20 protein-coding genes are annotated in these 24,043 nt (G+C 40.2%); 3 read left to right on the plus strand and 17 right to left on the minus strand.

All coding sequences use genetic code 11. The annotated features are described in order from the left end of the window. Nucleotides 1–313 precede the first annotated feature (313 nt). The 14 genes from PVK79_RS20085 to PVK79_RS20150 form a co-directional block, all read right to left on the minus strand. Nucleotides 314–3,400, minus strand: coding sequence for a ligand-binding sensor domain-containing diguanylate cyclase (locus tag PVK79_RS20085; protein ID WP_182731835.1), 3,087 nt, complete (start codon nt 3,398–3,400; stop codon nt 314–316). A 29-nt stretch (nt 3,401–3,429) separates the two neighbouring features. Next, entirely contained in the window at nt 3,430–3,915 is a 486-nt protein-coding gene (locus PVK79_RS20090; protein WP_145241127.1) for a phosphatidylglycerophosphatase A family protein, read from the minus strand. After that, the gene (gene thiL / locus PVK79_RS20095) at nt 3,912–4,886 is read right to left on the minus strand and encodes a thiamine-phosphate kinase (RefSeq protein ID WP_145241129.1); all 975 of its coding nucleotides are present in this window, start codon (nt 4,884–4,886) and stop codon (nt 3,912–3,914) included. Before thiL ends, PVK79_RS20090 begins: the two co-directional genes overlap by 4 nt. Nucleotides 4,887–4,930: 44 nt before the next feature. Further along, on the minus strand, nt 4,931–5,341 hold the full coding sequence (gene nusB / locus PVK79_RS20100; RefSeq protein WP_145241131.1) for a transcription antitermination factor NusB: 411 nt from the start codon (nt 5,339–5,341) through the stop codon (nt 4,931–4,933). A 15-nt stretch (nt 5,342–5,356) separates the two neighbouring features. Next, the gene (gene ribH, locus PVK79_RS20105; protein ID WP_145241133.1) at nt 5,357–5,821 is read right to left on the minus strand and encodes a 6,7-dimethyl-8-ribityllumazine synthase; all 465 of its coding nucleotides are present in this window, start codon (nt 5,819–5,821) and stop codon (nt 5,357–5,359) included. Nucleotides 5,822–5,922: 101 nt separating this feature from the next. After that, entirely contained in the window at nt 5,923–7,035 is a 1,113-nt protein-coding gene (gene ribBA / locus PVK79_RS20110; protein ID WP_145241135.1) for a bifunctional 3,4-dihydroxy-2-butanone-4-phosphate synthase/GTP cyclohydrolase II, read from the minus strand. Nucleotides 7,036–7,064: 29 nt separating this feature from the next. Then, complete coding sequence (locus PVK79_RS20115) at nt 7,065–7,718, minus strand: riboflavin synthase (protein ID WP_145241136.1); 654 nt, start codon at nt 7,716–7,718, stop codon at nt 7,065–7,067. Nucleotides 7,719–7,730: 12 nt separating this feature from the next. Continuing rightward, nucleotides 7,731–8,873 carry a bifunctional diaminohydroxyphosphoribosylaminopyrimidine deaminase/5-amino-6-(5-phosphoribosylamino)uracil reductase RibD gene (gene ribD / locus PVK79_RS20120; RefSeq protein WP_145241138.1) on the minus strand — a complete coding sequence of 381 codons (1,143 nt, stop codon included), beginning with the start codon at nt 8,871–8,873 and terminating at the stop codon, nt 7,731–7,733. 1 nt (nt 8,874) lies between these two features. Beyond that, nucleotides 8,875–9,324 (minus strand): transcriptional regulator NrdR, encoded by a 450-nt coding sequence (gene nrdR, locus PVK79_RS20125; protein ID WP_016708083.1) that lies wholly within the window; start codon nt 9,322–9,324, stop codon nt 8,875–8,877. 120 nt (nt 9,325–9,444) lie between these two features. Then, on the minus strand, nt 9,445–10,701 hold the full coding sequence (glyA, locus tag PVK79_RS20130) for a serine hydroxymethyltransferase (protein WP_257324226.1): 1,257 nt from the start codon (nt 10,699–10,701) through the stop codon (nt 9,445–9,447). 734 nt (nt 10,702–11,435) lie between these two features. After that, on the minus strand, nt 11,436–12,719 hold the full coding sequence (gene thrC / locus PVK79_RS20135) for a threonine synthase (protein ID WP_182718314.1): 1,284 nt from the start codon (nt 12,717–12,719) through the stop codon (nt 11,436–11,438). An 18-nt stretch (nt 12,720–12,737) separates the two neighbouring features. Further along, nucleotides 12,738–13,664: a homoserine kinase gene (gene thrB, locus PVK79_RS20140; protein WP_257324236.1), complete on the minus strand. Its 927-nt coding sequence runs from the start codon at nt 13,662–13,664 to the stop codon at nt 12,738–12,740. A 9-nt stretch (nt 13,665–13,673) separates the two neighbouring features. Then, nucleotides 13,674–16,091: a bifunctional aspartate kinase/homoserine dehydrogenase I gene (gene thrA, locus PVK79_RS20145; protein WP_145241147.1), complete on the minus strand. Its 2,418-nt coding sequence runs from the start codon at nt 16,089–16,091 to the stop codon at nt 13,674–13,676. Between the two features lie 229 nt (nt 16,092–16,320). Further along, entirely contained in the window at nt 16,321–16,686 is a 366-nt protein-coding gene (locus tag PVK79_RS20150; protein ID WP_182731831.1) for a response regulator, read from the minus strand. A 283-nt stretch (nt 16,687–16,969) separates the two neighbouring features. Here PVK79_RS20150 and PVK79_RS20155 point away from each other — a divergent pair, with 283 nt between their 5' ends. Continuing rightward, complete coding sequence (locus PVK79_RS20155; protein ID WP_257324239.1) at nt 16,970–18,733, plus strand: sensor histidine kinase; 1,764 nt, start codon at nt 16,970–16,972, stop codon at nt 18,731–18,733. A gap of 121 nt (nt 18,734–18,854) precedes the next feature. Further along, the gene (rdgC, locus tag PVK79_RS20160) at nt 18,855–19,766 is read left to right on the plus strand and encodes a recombination-associated protein RdgC (protein WP_145241151.1); all 912 of its coding nucleotides are present in this window, start codon (nt 18,855–18,857) and stop codon (nt 19,764–19,766) included. Nucleotides 19,767–19,832: 66 nt separating this feature from the next. On the opposite strand, the gene PVK79_RS20165 is transcribed toward rdgC, so the two are convergent. Next, a complete protein-coding gene (locus PVK79_RS20165; protein WP_145241153.1) occupies nt 19,833–20,672 on the minus strand; it encodes an HDOD domain-containing protein in 840 nt (279 codons plus the stop codon). Nucleotides 20,673–20,955: 283 nt separating this feature from the next. Between PVK79_RS20165 and PVK79_RS20170 the strand changes: the two genes are divergently transcribed. After that, the gene (locus PVK79_RS20170; protein WP_145241155.1) at nt 20,956–22,656 is read left to right on the plus strand and encodes a dipeptidyl-peptidase 3 family protein; all 1,701 of its coding nucleotides are present in this window, start codon (nt 20,956–20,958) and stop codon (nt 22,654–22,656) included. Between the two features lie 67 nt (nt 22,657–22,723). Here the strand turns inward: PVK79_RS20170 and PVK79_RS20175 are convergent, their stop codons facing one another. Further along, on the minus strand, nt 22,724–23,467 hold the full coding sequence (locus PVK79_RS20175) for a substrate-binding periplasmic protein (protein WP_145241158.1): 744 nt from the start codon (nt 23,465–23,467) through the stop codon (nt 22,724–22,726). 135 nt (nt 23,468–23,602) lie between these two features. After that, on the minus strand, nt 23,603–23,998 hold the full coding sequence (locus PVK79_RS20180; protein WP_145241160.1) for an HIT domain-containing protein: 396 nt from the start codon (nt 23,996–23,998) through the stop codon (nt 23,603–23,605). Between the last annotated feature and the right edge of the window lie 45 nt (nt 23,999–24,043).

Genomic DNA, 24,043 nt, shown 5'->3' on the forward strand with positions numbered 1-24,043 from the left:
TGGGTTTGTTTTTAAGCGATTTAAGTATCGCCTCTTTGCAGCTGAATAAAGTCGAAAAACTCTCTCGCCGAATACTCTTTACTATCTGCATTATTTACATCCACACAAAATGGTGCATTATCCTAAAAGCGTGATGCATATTTCTGTGAAGCTCCATGTGTTCGCTACGATCGCTAAACCACGAACCATCAAGGGCAGTAAATAAACTTAACTGCTTTTAGTTCGCCTCCCAATGCCTTAACTTTTCGAGTTAAGGCATTTCTTATCTTTAACTAACAGCCGTCTTAGAATAAGCAAACGCATAATTAGCCAATTAGCGCATCCACACTTTGATATCTGCTAAACCATTGGCTTGTAATACGCTCAGTTGTTGCTCAACATTATTGGTTTGCTCAAATTCAAAGGCATCTAACTGTTCATCAAAGGTGATGTTTGCAATACCATCGCCACCGCGCTTTTTAACTTGATGTAGCGCGATATCCGCTAAGTTGACAGAGGTTTCCCAACCAATAACCTGACCACCTAATAATGGTAATGGGTAAAATGAAAAGCCAATCGATGCAGTCAAGTTTATACTGTCACCACTGGGCAACTTAAATGTGTGATCAGCAATTACTTTACACAGCTGTGCAACATAACTGTCGATTGCAGTGCGTTTAAAGTCACGTAGCAGTAACAAGAATTCATCACCACTCCAACGGGCAACATAATCGGATCCTTGCGTACGAGAGTTAAGCAATGCAGCCATTTGCTGCAAACAACTATCACCACCAATCGGTCCATAAGCGTCATTGATGCGGCTAAAATTATCAAAATTAATGATTAGCAACACCAAGGATTTCCCCTGCGCTTGTAATGATTGTGAGTTACGCTGGAAGTGCTCTATATCTTTTGGTAGTTGATCAAATAAGAAGCGGCGGCTTCTCAGCCCAGTAAGTTCATCAGAGTGACTCATAAGCTTTAGCTGAGAGTTAACTTGATTAAGCTTATCATTAGCTTGGCGCAGCTCCCCGGTGCGTTCTGTGATTAAACTTTCAAGCGCGGTTTGCTTACGGCGTTCTTGCTTTCTAAATACCCAAAACACTAAATAAAATAATAAAATAAAACTACCAGTGATCAACAGCCGAAAATAAATTGTTTCATCAAACCGTCTTGGTACTACAAATGAATATTCCGTACTTTGCGCTTTTTGCCAACCTTCACCTTGTCGTTTAGCCTCAAGTTGAAACAAAAATGCACCAGGCGGTAAATTGGTATAAATAGCTTCACGGCGGGTATTAGCATAACGCCAATCGCTGTCTAAACCAGTTAAACGATAGCGAAACTCAATACTGGTCGGTGCATAATAGTCTATCGCAGTGTATTTAAGGGTGATATCACGCTCATCGATTTCTAATTCAGGATTACGCCCTAATGCAGCTGTTGCAAGTTTACGTATCCCAGTATTTAAACTCTCAACCTTTGGCTGTAATGGTTTAACGCCAAACAGCTCAATATCTTTAGGGATCTCCACGACCCCCTGTAGGCTCGGATACCACATTGAATTGCCTAACTCCGCCACAGCATCATGGCCAAGGCCGGTACAACACTGGCTGGCCTTACCGTCTAGTTGACGATCGTATGACGAAATAACCTGCTCTACTTTTAAGCTTTCAATATCGTTACTAAACTGCTCAACCGGCATTCGGTAGACACCTTTCATGGTACTAACCCATATGCGCTTGAGCTTTTCATCATAACGTAAACTAAAAATAGAACCGTAAGGTAAGCCATTGGTAGCATCTAACTGACGCCAATGCCCTTGTGTGCTTCGATAAAATAAACCATCATTTAATGAGCCGATTAATATACCAACTCCATCAATGTTTAAGATGCTTGTAACATAAGCACTTTCAAGACTCGTTTGATCGCCAATTTTTTCAATACCACGATCAGTAAAGTAGTAAGCGCCTTTGCTAGTGCCAATTAAACCAAAATTAGCTTCATCAACGACATAAGTAATAAACTTACTGCCTAAAAATGCGTTATAAGCAAATGGGGTTAAACCACCGTAACTAAGCCGATACATACCCCGGCCAGTACCAAGCCAAAAGCCTCCTTTGCTGGAGCGACTAATCGCAAACACCGGGTTATCTTTTAAAGCGCGTCCAGGGACAGTGAACAAGGTGTTGTTTTCATAAATATACACACCACGCCCAGTGGCGATATATAACCGTGAGCCATCAAACTGTAAATCATGCACGGCTGCACGTCCGTATTGATTACTTGGGATTTGATTGATAAAGTTTTTATCTAAATCAAAGTAGCCTACACCACTGCGGTTAGCGACCCACAATCTCCCATCGGGCGCTTGGCTAATGGCCATAACCGCTTCGGTCATTTGTGATATAGCTGAGTGACGTTCTATTCTGCCTTCGTGCGCAAGCCATAATCCTTCACTAAAACTCGCAAGCCAAATATTATTATCATTATCGCGATATAAATCAGCAAACCAAATACTTTGGTCAAGTTGGCTCGGTTCAACCCATTGCCAATCGCCGGAGTTGTCTCGAAACAGTAAGCGCCCATAGGTCGAAATCCACAGTGCTCCATTTGAGTCACTCATAAATTTATAAACCGCTGAGTTATTCGCATTGGGAAGTGGAAAAGGCCTTAACTCGTCATCTAAATCTAAAAAGTAAGCACCGAGCTCTGACGCTAAATATAAGTTTCCTTCCAGCCATGCTAAATCGTGAATAATCGTTTGTGCTAAACGCTCAGGTATCGATACCTTAGCAGTTAGTTCTAAGCGTAACTTTGCAAAATCAGAGGAGGAATTAGTTAACCGTAGCAAGTATCGTTCATTCACCAGCCAGATCCCTTCTGGCGATAATGCCAGCTGACTGACAGTACCAACAATCTGCTTTACTGAACTGGCACTCATCACAGGGACTAGTAAGTCATGCACTGCGCTGACATTGATCTGATTGCGAGATACAAAGTACAGGCCATTCGCTGCTATCCAAATACTGCCTTTCGCATCTTCGATAACATCGCGTACAGGGCCTTTTACACTAAACTCTTGCGCTGCCATAGTGGTGGGATCGATGACCACAATACCATCTTTAGTACCAATCCATAAATAGCCTTCGCTATCGACAAGTAATTTATTAATGCCGTTACTGGGTAAAAAATTACTATTTAAGGTATTGTAATTAGTGAATGTATTGCCATCAAAGCGACTGAGGCCAAACTGAGTTCCCAGCCACATATAGCCTTGCTTATCTTGCACGACACTTTTAAGTGACTGCGATGGTAAGCCATTTTGCATATTCCATTGTTTTACAACATAGTCGGTAATTGACGCCTTACTTGGCATACTGCAGAACAGCACAATAATAACCAATAAAAATCGCATCATAACGTCAATACCTCGTTGCAAAACTAAGGTTAAAAGGGCAAATAACCCATTTTAAACAATGCCTGAACACAAATTAAAGAAAATATACCAGCTAAAACATCATCCGCCATAATACCTACACCACCATGAACCCGCTTATCAAGAAAGCGAATAGGACCTGGTTTAGCGATATCAAAAAAACGAAATAACAAAAAACCCACTAACAAAGACTGCCAACTTAATGCAGCTCCGATCATGGTAATGTAAAATCCGGCAACTTCATCCCATACAATCGCGGGATGATCATGTACGCCCAGATCATCAGCGGTTTTGCCACATGCCCATATACCAAAAATACTAATAACCACCGCAAATACAATTTGTAACCACAGCGGGAAATACATAGTAGTAAAAATAAACGGTAGCGCAGCAAAGGTACCAAACGTACCCGGCGCTTTAGGCGCTAACCCTAAACCAAAGCCCAAACCAAAAAATTGATGAGGGCGCTTTAAATTAAATAATGCAGGTTTATTCAAACCGACTCCTTGGTGAAGTGTTCAAAACCAGCATCATCATATGCTAATTTTTCGCCATCGAGCATCAGCTCAACTTCGCCTTCACCACTTTTTATTTGTCCAATGCAGGCTGCATCTACACCATACTGGCGCAATTTCATTTCCAGCATACTTTTATTGCTATCAGGTACCGTAAATAACAACTCATAGTCATCGCCATAATTGAGGATAAACGGCAGTTGTTGATCTCGTTCTAAAGTAGCACGCAATGCATCCGAGGTTGGTATTTTATTCACATCAATACAAGCGCTAACTTGCGACAGAGCTAAAATATGTCCAAGATCTGCCAATAGACCATCTGAGATATCAATCGCTGATGATGCTAAACCGCGTAATACTTGCCCCGCAGCAACACGCGGAGTTGGGTAATCAAATCGTTGATTAACGTACCTTAAGTGCTCTGGAGCAATCTTAATATCTTGCTTACGAGCTTCAATCGCAAGCCCGGCATCACCTAGCGGCCCTGTAACATAAACCCAGTCACCTACTTTAGCACCGCTTCGGCGCAGTGCTTTACCTGCAGGCACTGTACCTTTAGCACAAATAGTAATTGTTAACGGCCCTTGCGTGGTATCGCCTCCAATGATTTGCACATTAAAATACTCTGCGATTTCATGCATGCCTTCGGTGAATTCTTCCAGCCACTCAACATCAATATTTGGCAACGTTAAAGCAACCGAAACCCACGTAGGCTCAGCCCCCATAGCAGCTAAATCACTTAAGTTTACGGCAAGAGCACGATGGCCTAATGCACGCGGATCGATGTCATCAAAAAAATGTACGCCTGCTACCAGTGTATCGGTGGTAATCGCTAACTGACAATTTTCAGGAACAGTAACCAATGCACAATCGTCACCAATCCCTAAATTAACATCGCGACGAGTTATGCCACGACCTTTAAAGTAGCGATTTATTAATTCAAATTCCTTCATACACAAAAAAGCCGGCCTATGCCGGCTCTCCTTTTACGGTCGCATTACTTACGTAAATGCTTTACCGCTTTATCAAGTACACCATTAACAAATTTATGGCTGTCTTCAGCGCCAAATATCTTAGCAAGCTCAATACCTTCGTTGATAGCAACCTTATAAGGTACATCTTCACGGAATTTCAGCTCATAGCTGCTTAAACGTAAAATAGCGCGTTCAACTTGGTCTAACTCGTTAAATGGACGAGTTAAATGTGGCGATACTGCTTCGTCTAGTTGCTTATGATTTATAGCAACACCACGCGAAAGATCTTTAAAGTATTCAACATCAATTTTAGTCACATCGTTTTCGATCAACATTTGTTGTTCGATATCGGCAATGGCATTGCCACTTAATTGCCAAGAATAAACGGCTTGAAGTGCTAAGATACGTGCTTTACGTCTTGCTGCTGGTTTCACAAAAATTCCTTAAACTTAAATTTTATCTAACACATTAACCATTTCAAGTGCGCCTAAAGCAGCTTCGCCGCCTTTGTTGCCCATCTTAGTGCCAGCGCGTTCAATCGCTTGCTCAATGCTTTCAGTGGTTAATACGCCAAATGCAATCGGGATATCATACTCAAGCGACACTTGCGCTAAGCCTTTATTTGATTCGCCAGCGACAAGATCAAAATGTGGTGTACCACCTCTGATCACAACGCCTAAAGCGATGATTGCATCATACTCTTTTTTTGCTGCAACGCGTTTCGCCGCTAAAGGTAATTCTACCGCACCTGGTACATAAACTACGGTAATATCATCATCAGATACACCACCAGTACGTTTTAATTCATCAACAGCACCAGCTAATAGGCTGCTACCAATAAAGTCATTAAAACGAGAAATAACGATAGCGAATTTCTTGCCAGGAGCGTATTTATTACCTTCAATAATTTTCATTCGATAACCCTAAAAAATAAGTTCAAGCGGTTGCGATTGCGCAAAAATTGCTGCGCATCATACCATATAAATAAAATAATAGCCTAGTTTAAGCGTTGTGCTTATTGTGGCTCTACGTAGTCAACCACTTCTAAGTGAAAGCCCGATAACGCATGGTACTTTTTAGGTAAGCTCATCAAACGCATTTTTTCAATGCCCAAGTCAGCTAAAATTTGTGACCCTACGCCTACGGTGCGTGAAGTACCTTGGAATTTACGATGCGCTACCGTCTCACCAGCATCTTCTGCAGCAAACGCTTTGACTGTCGCTTCTAGTTCTTCGGTGCATTCTTGCTTACCTAGAATAACTAACACACCTTGATGCTTTGCAATATAAGCCATGGCATCTGACAAGCCCCAGCTTCTATCGGCACTGCGATCAGATAACAAAATATCATTGAAGGTACTTTTTAAATGAACCCGTACCAAGGTTGGTTCATTCGTTTTAACCTCACCATTTAACAGCGCATAATGTAACTGGCCGTCAATGGTATCTTTATAAGTAACTAAATCAAACTCACCATGTACGGTTGGCAACTTACATTTTGCCACTTGCTCAATGGTGGTTTCATTCATGTTACGGTATTCAATTAAATCAGCAATAGTGCCAATTTTGATATTATGTTGCTCAGCAAATACTTCTAAATCAGGACGACGCGCCATGGTGCCATCAGCATTAAGAATTTCCACAATTACTGATGAAGGCTCTAAACCGGCTAAGCGGGCTAAATCACAACCGGCTTCAGTGTGACCGGCACGCGTTAATACGCCACCTGGTTGTGCCATAATAGGAAAGATATGCCCAGGTTGAACGATATCACTTGGTACAGCACCTTTGGCAATCGCAGCTTGCACAGTACGAGCGCGATCAGCAGCAGAAATCCCCGTAGTCACACCTTTCGATGCTTCAATCGACATCGTAAAGTTAGTCGAAAATGCCGCACCATTGTTTTTTACCATTAATGGTAAATCAAGTTGCTCACAGCGCTCTTGAGTCATTGTTAGGCAAATTAAACCACGACCATGAGTGGCCATAAAATTGATCGCTTCAGCACTAATGTGCTCGGCTGCGATAATTAAATCGCCTTCATTTTCTCTGTCTTCATCATCCATTAAAATAACCATTTTACCGGCTTTAATGTCATCAATAATTTCTTGTGCGCTGTGTAAATTCATAATCTGCTCGTGTAAGTTGTGGAGTGCGTTTATTTAATAAAACCGGCTTGGGCGAGTAAACTCATTGAAATATCTGAACTAGCTGGCTGCTCTGCCCCTTTGATCAAACGCTCTAAATAACGCGCGATTTGATCTACTTCTAAGTTCACTTGCGTGCCTACTTTAAAATCAGCAATAGTTGTTTGCTCACTAGTGTGCGGCACAATTGTCAGTTTAAATTTATTATCTGCTACTGCATTTACTGTTAGGCTAATACCATCAATGCATACCGAGCCTTTATAAGGAATATATTTCATTAGTTGTACATCGGTGCTTAACCAGTACTCAACGGCACGCGCATTAGGCGTAATTGCGGTAATAGTCGCGATGCCATCAACATGCCCTGAAACTAAGTGACCACCTAAACGAGATACTGGCTGCATGGCTTTCTCAAGGTTTACAGTTTGCCCTTGTTTATAGTGAGCAAATCCCGTTAAACTAATCGTCTCATTTGATAAGTCAGCGCTAAATCCATCACTGTGCTTGGCCACAACCGTTAAGCAAACCCCATTAGTTGCAATGCTATCGCCTAAATTTACATCGGCCATATCAAGGTTATTACTTTTAATGCGGATAGCTAAATCGCCTTGCTTTTGTTGTAACTCGCTAATAGTGCCCGTTGCTTCGATGATCCCAGTAAACATAGTGGTTACTCTTTAGTTATTTGGTTTAGATGAGGCTTTGCGTGGTGTCGCCGTGATACGAATATCGTCACCGATACACACACACTCATTAATTGATAAATTAACAACGTCCTGCATACTTGTCAGCTCTGTAAAGTTTAGTAAGCTTTTGCCGTCATTCCCTAACAACTTCGGCGCCAGATAAACAATATATTCATCAATTAAATTACATTCAGTCATTTGGCCCGCTAAGGTTGCCCCTGCCTCTAACCAAATATGATTAAACTGTTGCTGCGCTAAAAGTTTCATGGCAGCCACTAAATCAACTTTATTATTTTTTTCTGGTACTACAATATGGCTTACGTAATGAGGCCATTGCTGTGATTTATCAAGTTCAGTGGTAAGAATAATTACTTCACTGGCAATGCTAAATAATGCTAGCTCAGGTGTTAAACGATTTTGTGAATCAATAATAATACGTACAGGTTGGCGTACAGGTAATTGCGTTGGTAACGGCTCTGGCAGCTCATCAACACGAACATTGAGTTTTGCATTATCAACTAATACTGTGTCCGCGCCGGTTAAAATAGCGCAGCTTTGTGCGCGCTGTAGTTGCACATCTTGGCGAGCCTTAGGGCCCGTTATCCACTTACTTTGACCGTTTTTAAGTGCCGTTTTACCATCAAGACTTGCGGCCATTTTGCAGGTAATAAATGGCATACCTTGCTCCATGCGCTTTAAAAAGCCACGGTTTAACAGCCTTGCTTGTTGTTCTAACAAACCTGACGCAACCTCAATGCCCGCGTCCGCTAAAATAGCTAAACCTTTACCGGCCACCTGCGGGTTTGGATCAACCATAGCAGCAATTACTTTTACCACGCCAGCAGCTTTTAAACCTTCGGCACACGGCGGTGTGCGACCAAAATGGCTACAAGGTTCAAGCGTGACATAAGCAGTTGCGCCAAAGGCTTGGCTACCCGCCATTGCTAATGCATTCACTTCAGCATGACCTTGGCCGGCAACTTGATGAAAACCTTCACCAACAATAACGTCATTTTTTACTAATACACAGCCAACGTTTGGGTTTGGGGTGGTAGTAAAGCGTCCTTGTTTGGCAAGCTCAATCGCTCGGGTCATATAAGAGAAATCTTGTTCGCTAAACTGATATTGGTTCATATCACTCTCCCAAACGGGCAATTTCTTCACCAAATTCACGAATATCTTCGAATGAACGGTATACCGATGCAAATCTGACGTAAGCGACTTTATCTAGTTTTTTCAGCGCTTCCATAATGCATTCGCCAATCAGGTGACTGGAAATCTCACGCTCGCCAGTGGCACGTAATTGCGATTTAATAATATTGACCACTTCATCAACTTGCTCGGTACTGACGGGGCGTTTTTCTAATGCGCGGTGTAGACCATTAAGGAGTTTATCTTCATTGAAAGGTTCACGGCTACCGTCTTGTTTGATCACCCGAGGCATTACAAGTTCTGCGCCTTCAAAGGTAGTAAAGCGTTCATGACATTCATTGCATTCACGGCGTCGCCTTACTTGGTGGCCACCTCCCACTAAACGCGAGTCAATCACTTTGGTATCTTTTGCGGTGCAAAATGGACAATGCATAGGTATCAGCTTCCGTTAAAAACAAAAAAGGCCGCTTTTAGGCGGCCTTTATAATAGCAAAAAACTAGGCTATTGTGATCTAAATTACTGTTTGTAACTCAATTACTGTTTGTAACTCAATTAAGCGTAAACAGGTAATTTTTTACAGATTGCTTTAACTTTCTCTTTTACTTGTGCTTGTACTGACTCATCGTTGATGTTGTCTAGTACGTCACAGATCCAGCCAGCAAGCTCTTTAGACTCTACTTCTTTAAAACCACGGCGTGTGATTGCCGGTGAACCAATACGTAAACCAGACGTTACAAACGGTGAACGTGGGTCATTTGGTACTGAGTTTTTATTTACGGTGATATTAGCATTACCTAAAGCCGCATCTGCGTCTTTACCAGTGATGTCTTTATCAATTAGATCAAGTAAGAACAAGTGGTTTTCTGTTTTATCAGATACGATCTTATAACCGCGCTCTTGCATTACTGCAACCATAGCTTTAGCATTTTTCACAACTTGAGTTTGGTATACTTTAAACTCTGGTTGTAATGCTTCTTTAAATGCCACTGCTTTGGCAGCGATAATGTGACATAAAGGACCACCTTGACCACCAGGGAATACTGCACTGTTAAGCTTTTTATAAATAGCTTCGTCGCCACAAGCAGAAATAATCAAACCACCACGTGGGCCGGCTAATGTCTTATGCGTAGTTGTAGTAACAACGTGTGCATGTGGTACTGGGCTTGGGTAAACACCAGCAGCAATAAGACCTGCAACGTGAGCCATATCAACAAACAAGTAAGCGCCTACTTTGTCAGCGATTTCACGGAATTTAGCCCAATCAACAATACCTGAGTATGCTGAGAAACCACCGATGATCATTTTTGGTTTGTGCTCAAGTGCAAGTGCTTCAACTTGTGCGTAATCAATCTCGCCAGTCGCTTCGTCAAGTCCGTATTGGATTGCGTTATAAAGCTTACCAGAGAAGCTTACATGTGAACCATGCGTTAAGTGACCACCATGAGCTAAGCTCATACCTAACACTGTATCGCCAGCATCTAATAAAGCTAAGAACACAGCAGCATTTGCTTGTGAACCTGCGTGAGGCTGAACGTTAGCATAATCTGAACCAAACAATTCGTTGGCACGGTCAATCGCTAGTTGTTCAACCACGTCAACATGCTCACAACCACCGTAGTAACGCTTGCCCGGATAACCTTCAGCATATTTGTTTGTTAGCTGTGAACCCTGCGCTTCTAGTACGCGTGGGCTACAGTAGTTCTCAGATGCGATAAGCTCGATGTGTTCTTCTTGGCGAGCAGTCTCTTTAGTGATTGCTTCAAATAACTCTGGATCGAAATCCGAAATATTCATGCTACGTTCTAACATGGGGGCTCCTAGGGCAACGTGTATGGTATTTTGAAGGCTGAATTATACGCTGAAAACGTCAATTTGCCTATGGTGTAAAGATGAACATATTTAAACAGGGATTGAATTTAATTCACAGTGTTTTTGTAATGATATTTTTTTATTAAAGCATCAGAAATTTTAATGAATAAAAGCAAATAACATTTACATTATTTATACCTTAATCTGTTGCATTCGCGATTGTTTACACTATTATGATACCAATGTAATCATGGATGATGAACTAATTTACTATGCTATCTAAACCTATCTACGAATCAATTCCTTATTGTTATGTCATTGTTGGCGGACTTTGCATTTTACTTTTCAGCACTGTTTTACCAACAGCCATTGGTATTTTTTATTCTTCAATGGTGCCAACATTTGGCGATTACGCTCAAATTCACGGCGTAAAGATCATAAAGTAAATCGCATTAAAGTTAACAAACACTTTTATTATTATGAATTTAAACCATTTATTTTATTTATGTGCGGATTACTCCTAATCTATTGGGTAGCGAATGAATTAGTTATACTTGCAGGGATTATGATCTGCCTTATAGCCATTTTAATTTTTTGTTTACGAGTGCTAAACCGCCGTTCACGTTCAATAGTTTAATTTTCCATTACTGCTATTAAGTACAATTTAAAGCAATAAAAAACGACATTGCTTTCACATATGCCGTTTATTTTTAGTTTTACTGAGCGGGTAAAAACTAACCTAGTTTAGCCAATAATATTTCACGCAGGATATCGTAATCATCTGCGATATCCTCGGCTAAGCATGGTTTAGCTAATGCATCAGCTAGTGGTTTTGGCATTTCAAGTTCAATATTTAAAATCTCTTCAACACTTTCTTTAAACTTAGCCGGATGCGCTGTTGCCAGAAAAATACCAGCAGAATCAGTTGCTAAGTTAGCTTTTAGGCCCTGATAAGCAATCGCTGTATGTGGTTCTGCAACATAGCCTGTTTGATGAATTTTTTTCATCACTGCTTGGGTATCATTTTCATCAACACTAGTTGAATAAAAATCATCATAACTAAACCATTTGTTATCAAGCATGGTTTGTACACGTGGCCAATTATTAGGTTTACTCACATCCATGGCATTAGACAATGACTCGATTGTGGCATTAGGCGCCCAGTTTTTATCAAGGATAAAGCGCGGTACAGTGTCATTTTGATTGGTTGTAGCGCTAAGTTTAGCGACCGGTAAACCAATCACCGCACCGATCATCGCCGCACATACATTACCAAAGTTACCACTAGGTATTGAGATATGTGCTTTGGCGCGCTGCTCTTTTGGTAATTGCGCTATTGCTTCAAAGTAATAACATACTTGTGCAACAAGGCGACTTATATTGATAGAATTAGCTGAATTTAAACCTAAGCGAGATTTAACTTCATCATCTAAAAAGGCATTTTTAACCATCGCTTGGCAATCATCAAAGCTACCATCTACAGCGTAGCAATGGATATTATTACCCAAAGTAGTAAACAGTTTTTGCTGTGCTAATGAGATTTTACCTTTTGGATATAGGATAACCACATCAATATTTGGCTTGTTATAGAACGCATGCGCAACAGCTGCCCCAGTGTCCCCTGAGGTTGCTGTGAGTATTGTGGTTTTTTCACCTTGGCTAAATTGTGCCAAGCACTCAGCCATAAAGCGACCGCCAAAGTCTTTGAATGCAAGCGTTGGCCCATGGAACAACTCTAAACAATAAATATTGTCTTCAACTTCAACTAATTTAACAGGAAAGTTAAAGGCATTTTGCACCATTTGTGCAACCGTATCAGCAGGTAATTCATCACCAATCAAATGCGATAAAATCTTACTGCTACGAGTAACAAAGTCCATATCGAGTAAACTATCAACATCAGCTAAAGGCGCGAGCGATTCAGGGAAAAATACTCCTTGATTACGTCCTAAACCTGTTTTAACTGCTTCAACAAACGACACTTTTTGAGAATCATCTTTTAAATTATGTAATTGCATTATTAGTTCCTTAAATTCTTATAGCTGACGCGTGCCGGCGTTATCGAGTTTACAAATGTGGCAGAAGCCTTGCTCATTAATATAGTTTTGTTCAAGCCACTGTGCGCATTGCTGTGCAGCTTCAAGCGTTTTGCACACGGTAAATAATGTAGGACCAGCACCTGAGATACTGACAATCTCAGCACCAAACTCTGGCAGCGCCGCTTTAGCTTCACTAAAACCATTGATCAGTGGCGCACGATGCGGCTCCGCTATTTCATCACTCATGATGGAGAGTGCTTCATCAAATCGGCTAGTTAACAATAAAGTACTAAACGCTGATAAGCGCTGCGCAAATTCAACGCTCGCATGCATACTTAGCTGTTTTGGTAACACTGAACGCGCTTTAGCGGTATTAAGTGAAAAACCAGGAAAAGCCGCTACGTAATACCAACGCTCATCAACCGGTAAAGCAATTGATTTATTTGGAATTAAATTACCAGTAAGCTGCAAACCACCCAAGTAACACGGAGTGATATTGTCGTAATGACGACCGCCACTGACAATCGCTTCAAAATCAGCCATTAATTCAATTAACTGCACTTGGCTCAGTGCAGTACCTGCAAACTGATCCAGCGCCGCAAATGTGGCTACTACAGAGCAAGCACTTGAACCAAGACCCGAGCCAATTGGTAAGTTCTTTTTTAATTCCAGTTTAACGCTTGGCATGGTTGGCGCTACATGTTCACGAAAATGCACTAAACACTGATACGCTAAATTTTCACTGGCATCGCTTGGTAGTTTATCTGCGTAATCCCCAGAGCATATAAATTCGTCAAGCTCGCTAGAACTTACCGCAACAACATCACCTAATAACGTGCCATCAATAGGAGCAAGCGCAGCACCTAAGGCATCAAAACCAACTGCAAAATTACCGATTGAGGCTGGAGCATATACTTCGATCATTATACTCTCCTAGCGCGATAACGTTTTTAAAATGTCAGCAAATACCCCGGCCGCAGTCACTGCTGAGCCGGCACCATAACCACGAATAACAAATGGACGTGGTTGATAGTATGCACTCAAAATTGCTAAGGCATTTTCGCCGTCACGAATAACAGCCAGAGCATGCTTTTCATCTACCGCTTCAATACCTACTTTGCAGTGGCCTTGTTTGATAGTACCAACATAACGCAACACTTTGCCTTCACTTGCAGCACTTTGAATACGGTCATTAAACGCAGCATCTAAACTTGGCAATTTAGCCATAAATTCGTCAACGTTATCACCTTGGGCAAAACCCAAAGGAAGCACTGATTCAACTTCGATATCGCTCAACTCTAATTTCATACCTGCTTCTCGGGCAATAATTAATAACTTACGCGCGACATCAGTGCCCGATAAATCATCACGTGGATCTGGCTCAGTAAAACCACTCTCTTTTGCTTTAATGGTTGCCTCAGACAGTGATAAACCATCTTGCAATGCGCCAAACATATATGACAATGAACCGGATAAAATTCCGCTAAATTCAAGTAACTCATCGCCAGCACCAAACAGTGACTGTAAGTTATCGATTACTGGAAGACCTGCACCGACATTTGTTTCGTATAAAAACTTACGATTATTTTTTTGCGTTGCTGTAATTAAATCTTGGTAATAAGCATATGAACTTGTATTGGCTTTTTTATTTGCAGCCACAACGTGGAAACCGGCATTCAAAAAGTCTACATACTGAGCCGCTAAAGCATCTGAAGACGTACAATCAACCAGCACTGGATTGATTAAATGATTTTGCCTAACAAATTGTTCAACCAGTTTGAGGTCAAACGGTTGTTCTGATGCTGCCAACTTTTGCTGCCAATCGTCAAAAGCAATTCCTTCGCTATCAAGATGTAATTGACGTGAATTAGCAACACCATACAAGTTTAGTTTGATATTACGTTTTTCAAGCCATGCTTGCTGACGCTCTAACTGCTTAATAAGTTCTTGGCCAACTAAACCACAGCCTAATAAAAATACATCAATTGATGGGATATGAGTGAAGAAGTTTTCGTGACACACTTTTACAGCATCATTACACAGCTCGCCGTCAATCACTGCTGAAATTGCACTTTCAGTTGAATCCTGGGCAATAGCGACAATGTTAACTTGTGCTTGGGCAAGTGATGCGAAAAATTTAGCAGCTAAGCCTTTATGAGCGCGCATATTATCACCCACTAAAGTAACGATTGCTAAATTACGCTGCACTTGTACAGGTTCAATTAGTCCCGCCTGTGATTCAAGCTCAAACGCAGTTTGCAATGCCTCAAGAGCCAATGGCAAATCTGATTCATGGACACAGAAGCTGATACTAAATTCACATGACGATTGAGTGATCAGTACAATCGAAACATTATCGTGAGCAAGGGCATTAAAAACTTTTGATGCCATGCCTACTTTACCTTTCATGCCGGGGCCTGAAACCGTTAGCATCGCAAGATTTTGTAAACTAGATAACGCTTTTACCGGCTCCGATGACACATTATCATTACTGATCAGTGATCCTTGTGCATCCGGATTATGGGTATTTTTAATTTCACACGGCACGCCAGCTTTAGCGCACGGTAGAATTGTTTTAGGATGGAGAACTTTGGCACCAAAGTAAGAAAGCTCCATAGCTTCTTTATATGATAAAAAATCAACTTTAGTGGCTTTTTTGATATAACGCGGATCAGCACTGTACACACCATCAACGTCAGTCCAAATTTGACATACTTCAGCTTCTAAACACGCTGCGGCAATTGCGGCTGAATAATCTGAGCCATTACGTCCCAGTGTAGTTAGCTGGCCTTGTTCGTTGCTAGCTGTAAAGCCAGGCATAATATAAATAGTCGCAGGATTAGCTTTTAAAGCCGTTTGAAAACGAATTTTACTCGCCACTAGATCAGCTTCTGCATCAATATGACCATTAGTTGATGCAATACAATCGGTTGCTTCGAGGTAGTGGGCGTTATGTGAGCTTAATAGACACTGCATCAGTGATACACTGATGCGCTCACCAAAACTAATAACATAAGCACGCACTTGATCTGGACAACATTGGATGAGTTTGACACCCGCTAGCTTATTTTGCAGTTCGTTTAAATCAGGCCAGTTTTGAACACTACCATATTCAGCTTCAACGGCTGCTTTTAAGCTTTGGCAACGCTCAATTAATGCGTGCCACTGTGTATCATAATCAAGTCCTTGTTCAGCAGCGCTTGCCAGTGCAACCAATGAATCGGTCATGCCACCTGGAGCCGATAGCACCAATAACATTTCGTCTTTTAATTGTGCTTTAACTAACTGTGCTACCTGTTGTAGGCAGGCAAAGTCAGCAAGTGACGACCCACCAAATTTTAATACTCGCATTTTTATGTTTCCTCATCCCATAAAACGAAAAAAGGCCTGTGTTCGTTGTGAACACAGGCCTTTAAATTTGTTGCACCGACCTATGCCACTATCCAGTAAGAATGGTGGTTGTAATAATAATGGTCAATGCGTGATTATTTGTTTTCATAGCCCTTAGACTGCCTTAAACAGGGCTGTTCTGTCAACCCCAAATAAAAAGATAAATTATGCCTTTTGATTATAAAGAAATCTAATGAATGCCAAATTTATGCAGTATTTCATTTAATCTTGTTTTATCTATCGGCTTATCAACGAAGGCTATAGCTCCCAACTTAGCGACACGTTGTTTCATTTCAAGTTGAATATCTGCCGAAATTACCAGCACAAAGCATTCAATTTTTTGTGCTTTAATACCTTCAAGAACTTGTACTCCATCAACTTCGGGCATAGTTAAGTCAAGACACAGTAAATCGAAGTTATGTATATGCATTAACTCTAACGCTTCACGGCCATTTTTTGCTTGCATAATATCTGCTGAGATACACTCATTTAAACAGCGTATAACTTGTTTGCGTGCTACTGTTGAATCATCACACACCAGTACGGAAAAATTCATAATATAGACAACAAAAAATACGGATAATAGATTACTGAGCAGACAACTTATCACTCAATAAATAACGATGTTGTAGTAATGTTGTGATTTTATAACACAAAAATTTAACAGCGATAAGCTTAAGTTTTTGCTAAAAAAAGAAAAATTAACAATGTTTGTACTGTTAAATAAGATTATTTTATTTATTTTTAAACATTTATTAGCTAACTTTAATACTGAGTGTACTCGTTGCTAGGGTATTAATTAAGCTTTGTAAAAAAAATAAAGGAGCTATAGGCCACCGATGCTACAAAAAAGCCTATCAAAAAAGCTACTTACCAGCGTGTTATCCGTCTACTTTTTATTAACTTTTGTAGTCACGTGCGGGCAAGTTATTGCAGAATATGTAAACACGAAAGATTATATACGTGACGAACTGACGACCTTACAAAAAACATTTAGTCGTAGTTTAACCCGTGCTATTTGGGAGCTAAACACTAAACAAACCATCACCACAGCAGAAGGCTTATTAGCAATTCCAATGATTGAAGGTATTATTGTACGTGATGATAGCGGCGAGATAATCTCACAATTAGGTCGCTCACTCGATATTCGCGAGCTATATAGCCAACAATTAGTACAAGAAGAAGCGATTATCGAAGATACTCCATCTGGCTTATTCGGTTATACCTTTCCATTGATCTTTGAATTTTCTGGCCGCGCCACCCAAGTTGGTGATGTCACGCTATTTTCGAGCCGAGAAGTGGTATTTAGTCGCATTATGATCTCAATTTATTTTTTAATTGGCAATGCGATGATCAAAACTACATTTTTAATCATCTTATTCTTAATGGCATTTAGAAAACTACTCACTGAACCTCTAGCACAACTAACAGAGCAAATTGAAGATCTTCAATTAGATGACCTCGAAGGTCAACATATCGAAATTGAAACAACTGAGCACAACGAATTAAAAGTAATGGAACAATCATTCAATAAGTTGATCGATAAAGTTGTGCAATACCGCAAAGAGCTTGAACAAACTCAAAAAGCATTGATAATAAGTAACGAAAAGCTCGATCAGCAAAATCTACAACTTGAACAAGAAGTGGCACGTAAAACATCAAATTTAAGTCAAGCTATGATGGATTTACAGCAACAAAAATACGAGTTGGAACAACAAAAACTAACGCTCACCGAAGAAGTTGATTTGCGTCGCCATACTGAGCAAGAGCTACTAACTAAACAAACTGAAATGCAACGTTATGTTGATGAACTCAATATGGCGCAAGAGCGTTTAGTCAGCTCAGAAAAAATGGCCGCTTTGGGTGGTTTAGTTGCCGGTATTACCCACGATATCAATACCCCGGTCGGTATAGGGGTTACTGCCACATCCTTTTTGCAAGAGCGTTTAATACAAATTGAAAACGCTTACAAAGAGAAAACACTCTCGCCTAAAGCACTTGAGGAGTTTATTAATGATGCCAAACAAAGTACTAGCCTATTAACCACTAACCTAGACCGTGCTTCAGAGCTGGTTGCCAGCTTTAAGCAAATTGCGGTTGATCAAGCCAGTGAAGCTGTGCGAACTATCAACCTAAAAGAATATCTAGGTGAAATTATTCGCTCATTACACCCTAAGATAAAAAATACCAGTCATCATATTAATTTAGATTGCCCGGTAGATTTAACCTTAAATCTACCTGCTGGTGCTATCAGTCAAATTTTTACCAATTTGATTATGAATTCATTGATCCACGGATTCGATGGTGTCAGCAATGGCATTATAGACATTGCTATTAAAGATGAAGATGACCAAGTGATTATCGACTTTAAAGATAATGGCAATGGCGTTACCGAACAGCAACTTGAAAAACTGTTTGATCCGTTTTTTACGACTAAACGCGATCAAGGCGGCAGTGGTCTGGGCACACACATTACTTTCAATTTGGTCAAGCAAACCTTGAGCGGCGAAATCGATGCGACAAGCTCACCGGGGAACGGCTTGCATTATCATATTAGTTTCCCTAAAGACATGCCAAAACCTTTGTCTATATTTAATAACTAATGCGCCGAGACTGTTTGCCTAACACTTTGCTTAATTGCTAAACGTTTGGCCAATCAGTCATTTGCGCATCAGCTTTTTATTGTTATGATTGGGTAAATTTACCGAATGGATCAATCTCCCTATGTGGTTTAGTAACCTTATTTGTTACCGCTTTAAGCAAGACGTGTCGTACACCCAAGAAGACTTTGAGAAAGCCTTAGAGCAAGATTTATTTCGCCCTTGCGGTAGTCAAGATTTAAGTACATTTGGCTGGACCAAAGCCTTTGGTAAACATGGTGATACCCTTTCCCATTTCTCGCAAAAGAGTATTTTGGTTTGTGCTAAACGTGAAGAAAAAGTACTTCCTGCATCCGTTATCAACGATATGGTTGCTGAAAAAATAGAACTTATCGAAGCAGAAGAAAATCGCCCTGTTAAGAAAAAAGAAAAAGACGAGCTCAAAGAAAATATCCTCCATAGCTTATTACCGCAAGCCTTTAAAAAGTCGAGTTTACAGTTTGCCTTTATTGACCAAGAAAATGGCTGGGTAGTCGTCAACAGTGGTAGCTTTAATAAAGCAGAAGAGTTACTAGCACTACTTCGCAAATCACTAGGTACATTGCCGGTAGTTCCTGCATTTGCAAACTATGACTTAGATGTATTTTTAACGGACTGGTTAACTAACTTCAGTACACCTGAGGGCTTTGCTATTGGCTCTGACGCAGAGCTTGAAGAAGCAGACGATAGCGGTGCTCAAGTTAAGCTTAAAGGCCATGATTTAGCCTGTGATGAAGTTAAATCGCACCTTGAAAGCGGTAAGCGAGTAACAAAACTTGCACTAGATTGGCAAGAGCGCCTGAAGTTCATGCTGCAAAATGATGGCTCTATTAAGCGCTTAAGCTACTCTGAAACATTAAAAGAAGAAAACGCCGACATCCCTAAAGAAGATATGTTGGTCAAACTTGATGCTGACTTTATTCTCGCCTCTGAAGAAATTAAACTAATGCTAGAAGAACTTACGGCTGGTTTAGGTGACGTGGAAGATTTAGCCTAAATTTTGACTAAGTTTTAAATACTAAAAAAGCGCCCTATTGGCGCTTTTTTTAACTGACGAATTAACTTAACTAAATACCGATTTCACATCATCGAGCATATCGTTATATTCATCACTTGAGAAGATATCAAGTGATGGGATCACACCTTTATCAATATAAGTTTGTAATGCTGCAGACTTATCTGAAACTTGTAAAATACCTTCCATAATCGCGCCAATACGAATGAAATCAACATAGCTAATATGCTCTGGGCGATAGTTAGGATTGGCCCAGCTTTCTGCTACTTCAACAAATTCATCAGTAAACTCCCAAGCACGCATGATGGCTCCCCCTACTTTACCGCTAAGCTTTTGAATCGCATGCGCTAAAAAGCTTGGATTGGCAAATACTTCCGGGTGACGTTCCGCTTCAGTCAAAATAGGCAATACACCAATATTATAAACTAGTGATGCCAGTGTAATGGTGTCACGATTCAATGAGGTCTGCTTGTTTTTCTTAAGGAAAAACTCCATCACAGTAATTGAGTGACATGCTACTTTTAAGGTCTTCTGCCATGCCTTATCCATGTAACCTTTGATCAGCTCATTATTTGAAACAAACAGTTGCTCCATCGCCATTGCTGTTGCGATATTTTTGATTTGACGCAGACCAATACGCGTTACCGCTTGATTTATATTAGAAACTTTAACTGTTCGCCCCATAAAAGCACTATTTGCGACTTTTATCATCCGTGCTGCTAATGCCGGATCATGAGAGATCACATCAGCCATTTGCGCTAAGTTTACATCTGGATTATCGGCAGCTTGACGTACACGAACCGCAACCTCAGGCAAGGTGGGTAAAACTAACGTGTCATTATTTATACGATCAACCAAAATGGTCAGTAGTGCGTTTTCTGTTGACATAAATGTGCCATCCTTTTGTATTGATTTGTTAATACACCCAAACCATGGAATGTTTATTTTTTATAAATACAGTATTGTCTAAGTTACCGCTAAAGTTAAGAAAATTACAGAAATTATATTAGTTTATTTTTCTACTACACTTTATATCCCTTCGCTAAGACCATCACAACACAGGAAACTTGCTATTTACGCATAAGATTTGCTTTAATGCTGGCATAACAAGGAAGCGAAATACCCTCTCAAGGGTATCTATAATTAAACTTACTTTTTAACAGGCAATATAATGACTCTCAATAAAATTAGCCAAGCACTTATTCTCACCGGTGCCGTTTTTCTTAGTGCATGTTCAGATCAAGCCAGCGCACCTAAAGCGTCAACTGACGCAGCAGCCTCAATTAAGCAAGTACAAGATAGCGGCCCACAACTTGTTAACGCTGACACTAGTCGCCTTGATATCTATACCGATTTTAGTTTAACCACTGATTTATCACATTTAAGCGACAACCAAAAAGCGTTAATAGCAAAACTTATTGATGCGTCTAAAATTATGGATGATCTATTCTGGCGCCAAGCATTTGGTGAAGATAAAGCGGCATTTTTAGCCAAAATCAATGATCCTAAAGTACAAAAATTTGCCGATATTAACTATGGACCATGGGATAGATTAAATGGCGATCAAGTCTTTTTGTCAGGCTATGAAGATAAAACAGCCGGAGCTCAATTTTATCCAGCCGATATCACTAAAGAAGAGCTAAACAAGGCTGACGTAGCAGATAAAAATGGCCTGTATTCAGTCATTAAGCGAGATGAGCAAGGCAAGCTATATAGCGTTGCCTATTCGGTTGAATATGCTCAAGCCCTTGAAAAAGCGGCTAACTTATTACGTGAGGCGAGCAAGCTTGCCGATGATAAAGAGTTTGCTAGTTACCTGAATTTACGTGCAGATGCACTACAAAACGATGATTATCAAGCATCAGACTTTGCTTGGATGGACATGAAGAACAACCCCATCGATATCGTTATTGGTCCAATCGAAACCTATGAAGATCAATTGTTCGGCTCTCGCGCAGCCTTCGAATCGTATGTATTAGTGAAAGATTTAGCATGGTCAGAGCGCCTTGCTAAATTTGCAGCATTTTTACCAGAGCTACAAAAAGGCCTCCCTGTTGATGGCAAATACAAACAAGAAGTGCCAGGCTCTGATGCGGACTTAAATGCATATGATGTTGTTTACTACGCAGGCCATTCTAATGCTGGCAGTAAAACTATTGCTATTAACTTACCAAATGACGAACAAGTACAACTTGAAAAAGGCACTCGCCGTTTACAACTGAAAAATGCTATGCGCGCTAAGTTTGATAAAATATTGGTGCCAATCGCTGAGCAGTTAATTGTTCCTGAGCAACGTAAACACATTACTTTCGATGCATTTTTTGCCAATACCATGTTCCATGAAGTCGCTCATGGTTTAGGGATAAAAAATACTATCACAGGTAAAGGCACTGTTCGTCAGTCTTTACAAGAACATGCCAGTGCTTTAGAAGAAGGCAAAGCCGATATCTTAGGCTTGTACATGGTTGAGCAGTTACTCAAAAAAGGTGAGATCACAGAGGGAACACTTGAAGATTATTACATCACTTTTATGGCCGGTATTTTCCGCTCAGTGCGTTTTGGCGCATCAAGTGCCCATGGTAAAGCAAATATGATCCGCTTTAACTTTTTCGCAGAAGAAGGTGCATTCTCTAAAAATGAGCAAGGCCTTTACAGCGTAAATATGGAAAAAATGGGCCAAGCAATGGCCAAGCTATCTGGTTTGATCTTAACCTTACAAGGTGATGGTGATTATGAGAAAGTTGATCAATTGATTGCCACACATGGTGATATCAAAGTGGAACTTGCTAAAGATTTAGAAAAACTAAGCCAAGCTAATATCCCTGTAGATGTCACATTTAAACAAGGTAAGAAAGAGTTAGGTTTAGAATAATATAATTAATACTAAAAAGGCGTTTTAGGGGCTCACCTAAAACGCCTTTTTTAATTCAATATTGCTATTACGGGAATGCTAAACCATATTTTTCACTCATTTTTTTTACTTCACCATTAGCAATCATATTATTTAATTCTTTATCGAATAAGGTAATAAACTCATTTAAATTACGTTTTTTTGAAAAACCAAAATAGCCTTTATTAACAATTAATGGCGGTTGTAACTGTTTAACTTGATTAGCTAAACTTAACTGCTTAATAACGGGCTGTGCGGCTCTTGGATGAGTCACTATAATATCGACACGGTCATGAATTAATTGCAAAAAACTGGCCTCTACAGTACCCACTTCAGAAACTTCCAACTGACTTTTATATTGCTCAAAATCGTCACCATAGTTCCAACCTCTTGTTAATCCTACCGATAACTCTTTTAATGTTTCTAAATTATTATGCCACTGGAATTCATTACTATTTTTGACATAAAAAACCAGCGGATCTTGATAGAAAGCAGCCTCACTATAAACCATATATTGCTCTCTAATAGCCGACTTATAAGGGCCTATAAATGCATCAGCTTTGCCAAGTTCAATCATTTTTAGCGCCCGTTTAAATGGCAAAATATCAATTTTAATTTGGCAACCTAAACGCAGGCAAATCTCACCTGCGATGTCGGCGCCTAAGCCTTCTATTTGACCTTGTTCATTTTTTTCAAGTACCGACGGAAAGGTGGTACCAACAAAGTAAAATGTATTTGCTGCACTGTGATGCGAAAATACAATTAACAAGGTAAACAATACAAAAGCTTTCATCCGTTAGTTTGCAATCCTTATATACTGAATGTAATAAACAGCCACGACTTAGTGACCCTAAGCATAGTCTATTTTCACCCAACTAAAAGTCATAATTCCATGATAAAATTCTGTTATATAAACACTCAACCACGATTAAAAATGTGTTTTTAAACGTGCCAATTGCTCTTCACTGTAAGGCACGGCGGGATACTTCCCCCATACTGGCGCAGGCCATGCGACATCGGTTTTATAGCGGGCAATATGATGAATATGTAACTGTGGAACCATGTTACCAAGCGCTGCGACATTAAGTTTATCTGGGTTAAGTACCTCCTTGAGGAGCCGACTTAACTTCGCTGACTCTTGCATTAGCAATAGCTGTTCAGACTCGCTTAGATCAATGCTCTCTTTTAAATTCGCTTTACGAGGCACTAAAATAAACCACGGGTATTGACTATCATTCATAAGTAACACTTTGCATAATGGCCAATCGGCCAGTTCAATACAATCACGTGCAAGTTCTGGGGCTAAAGAGAATTCAACGGTCATTTTTATTCCTTACAAATTAAGTGCATTACATTTTCGCTACTTTAT

Source organism: Pseudoalteromonas rhizosphaerae, from assembly GCF_028885455.1.
Classification (GTDB): domain Bacteria; phylum Pseudomonadota; class Gammaproteobacteria; order Enterobacterales; family Alteromonadaceae; genus Pseudoalteromonas; species Pseudoalteromonas rhizosphaerae.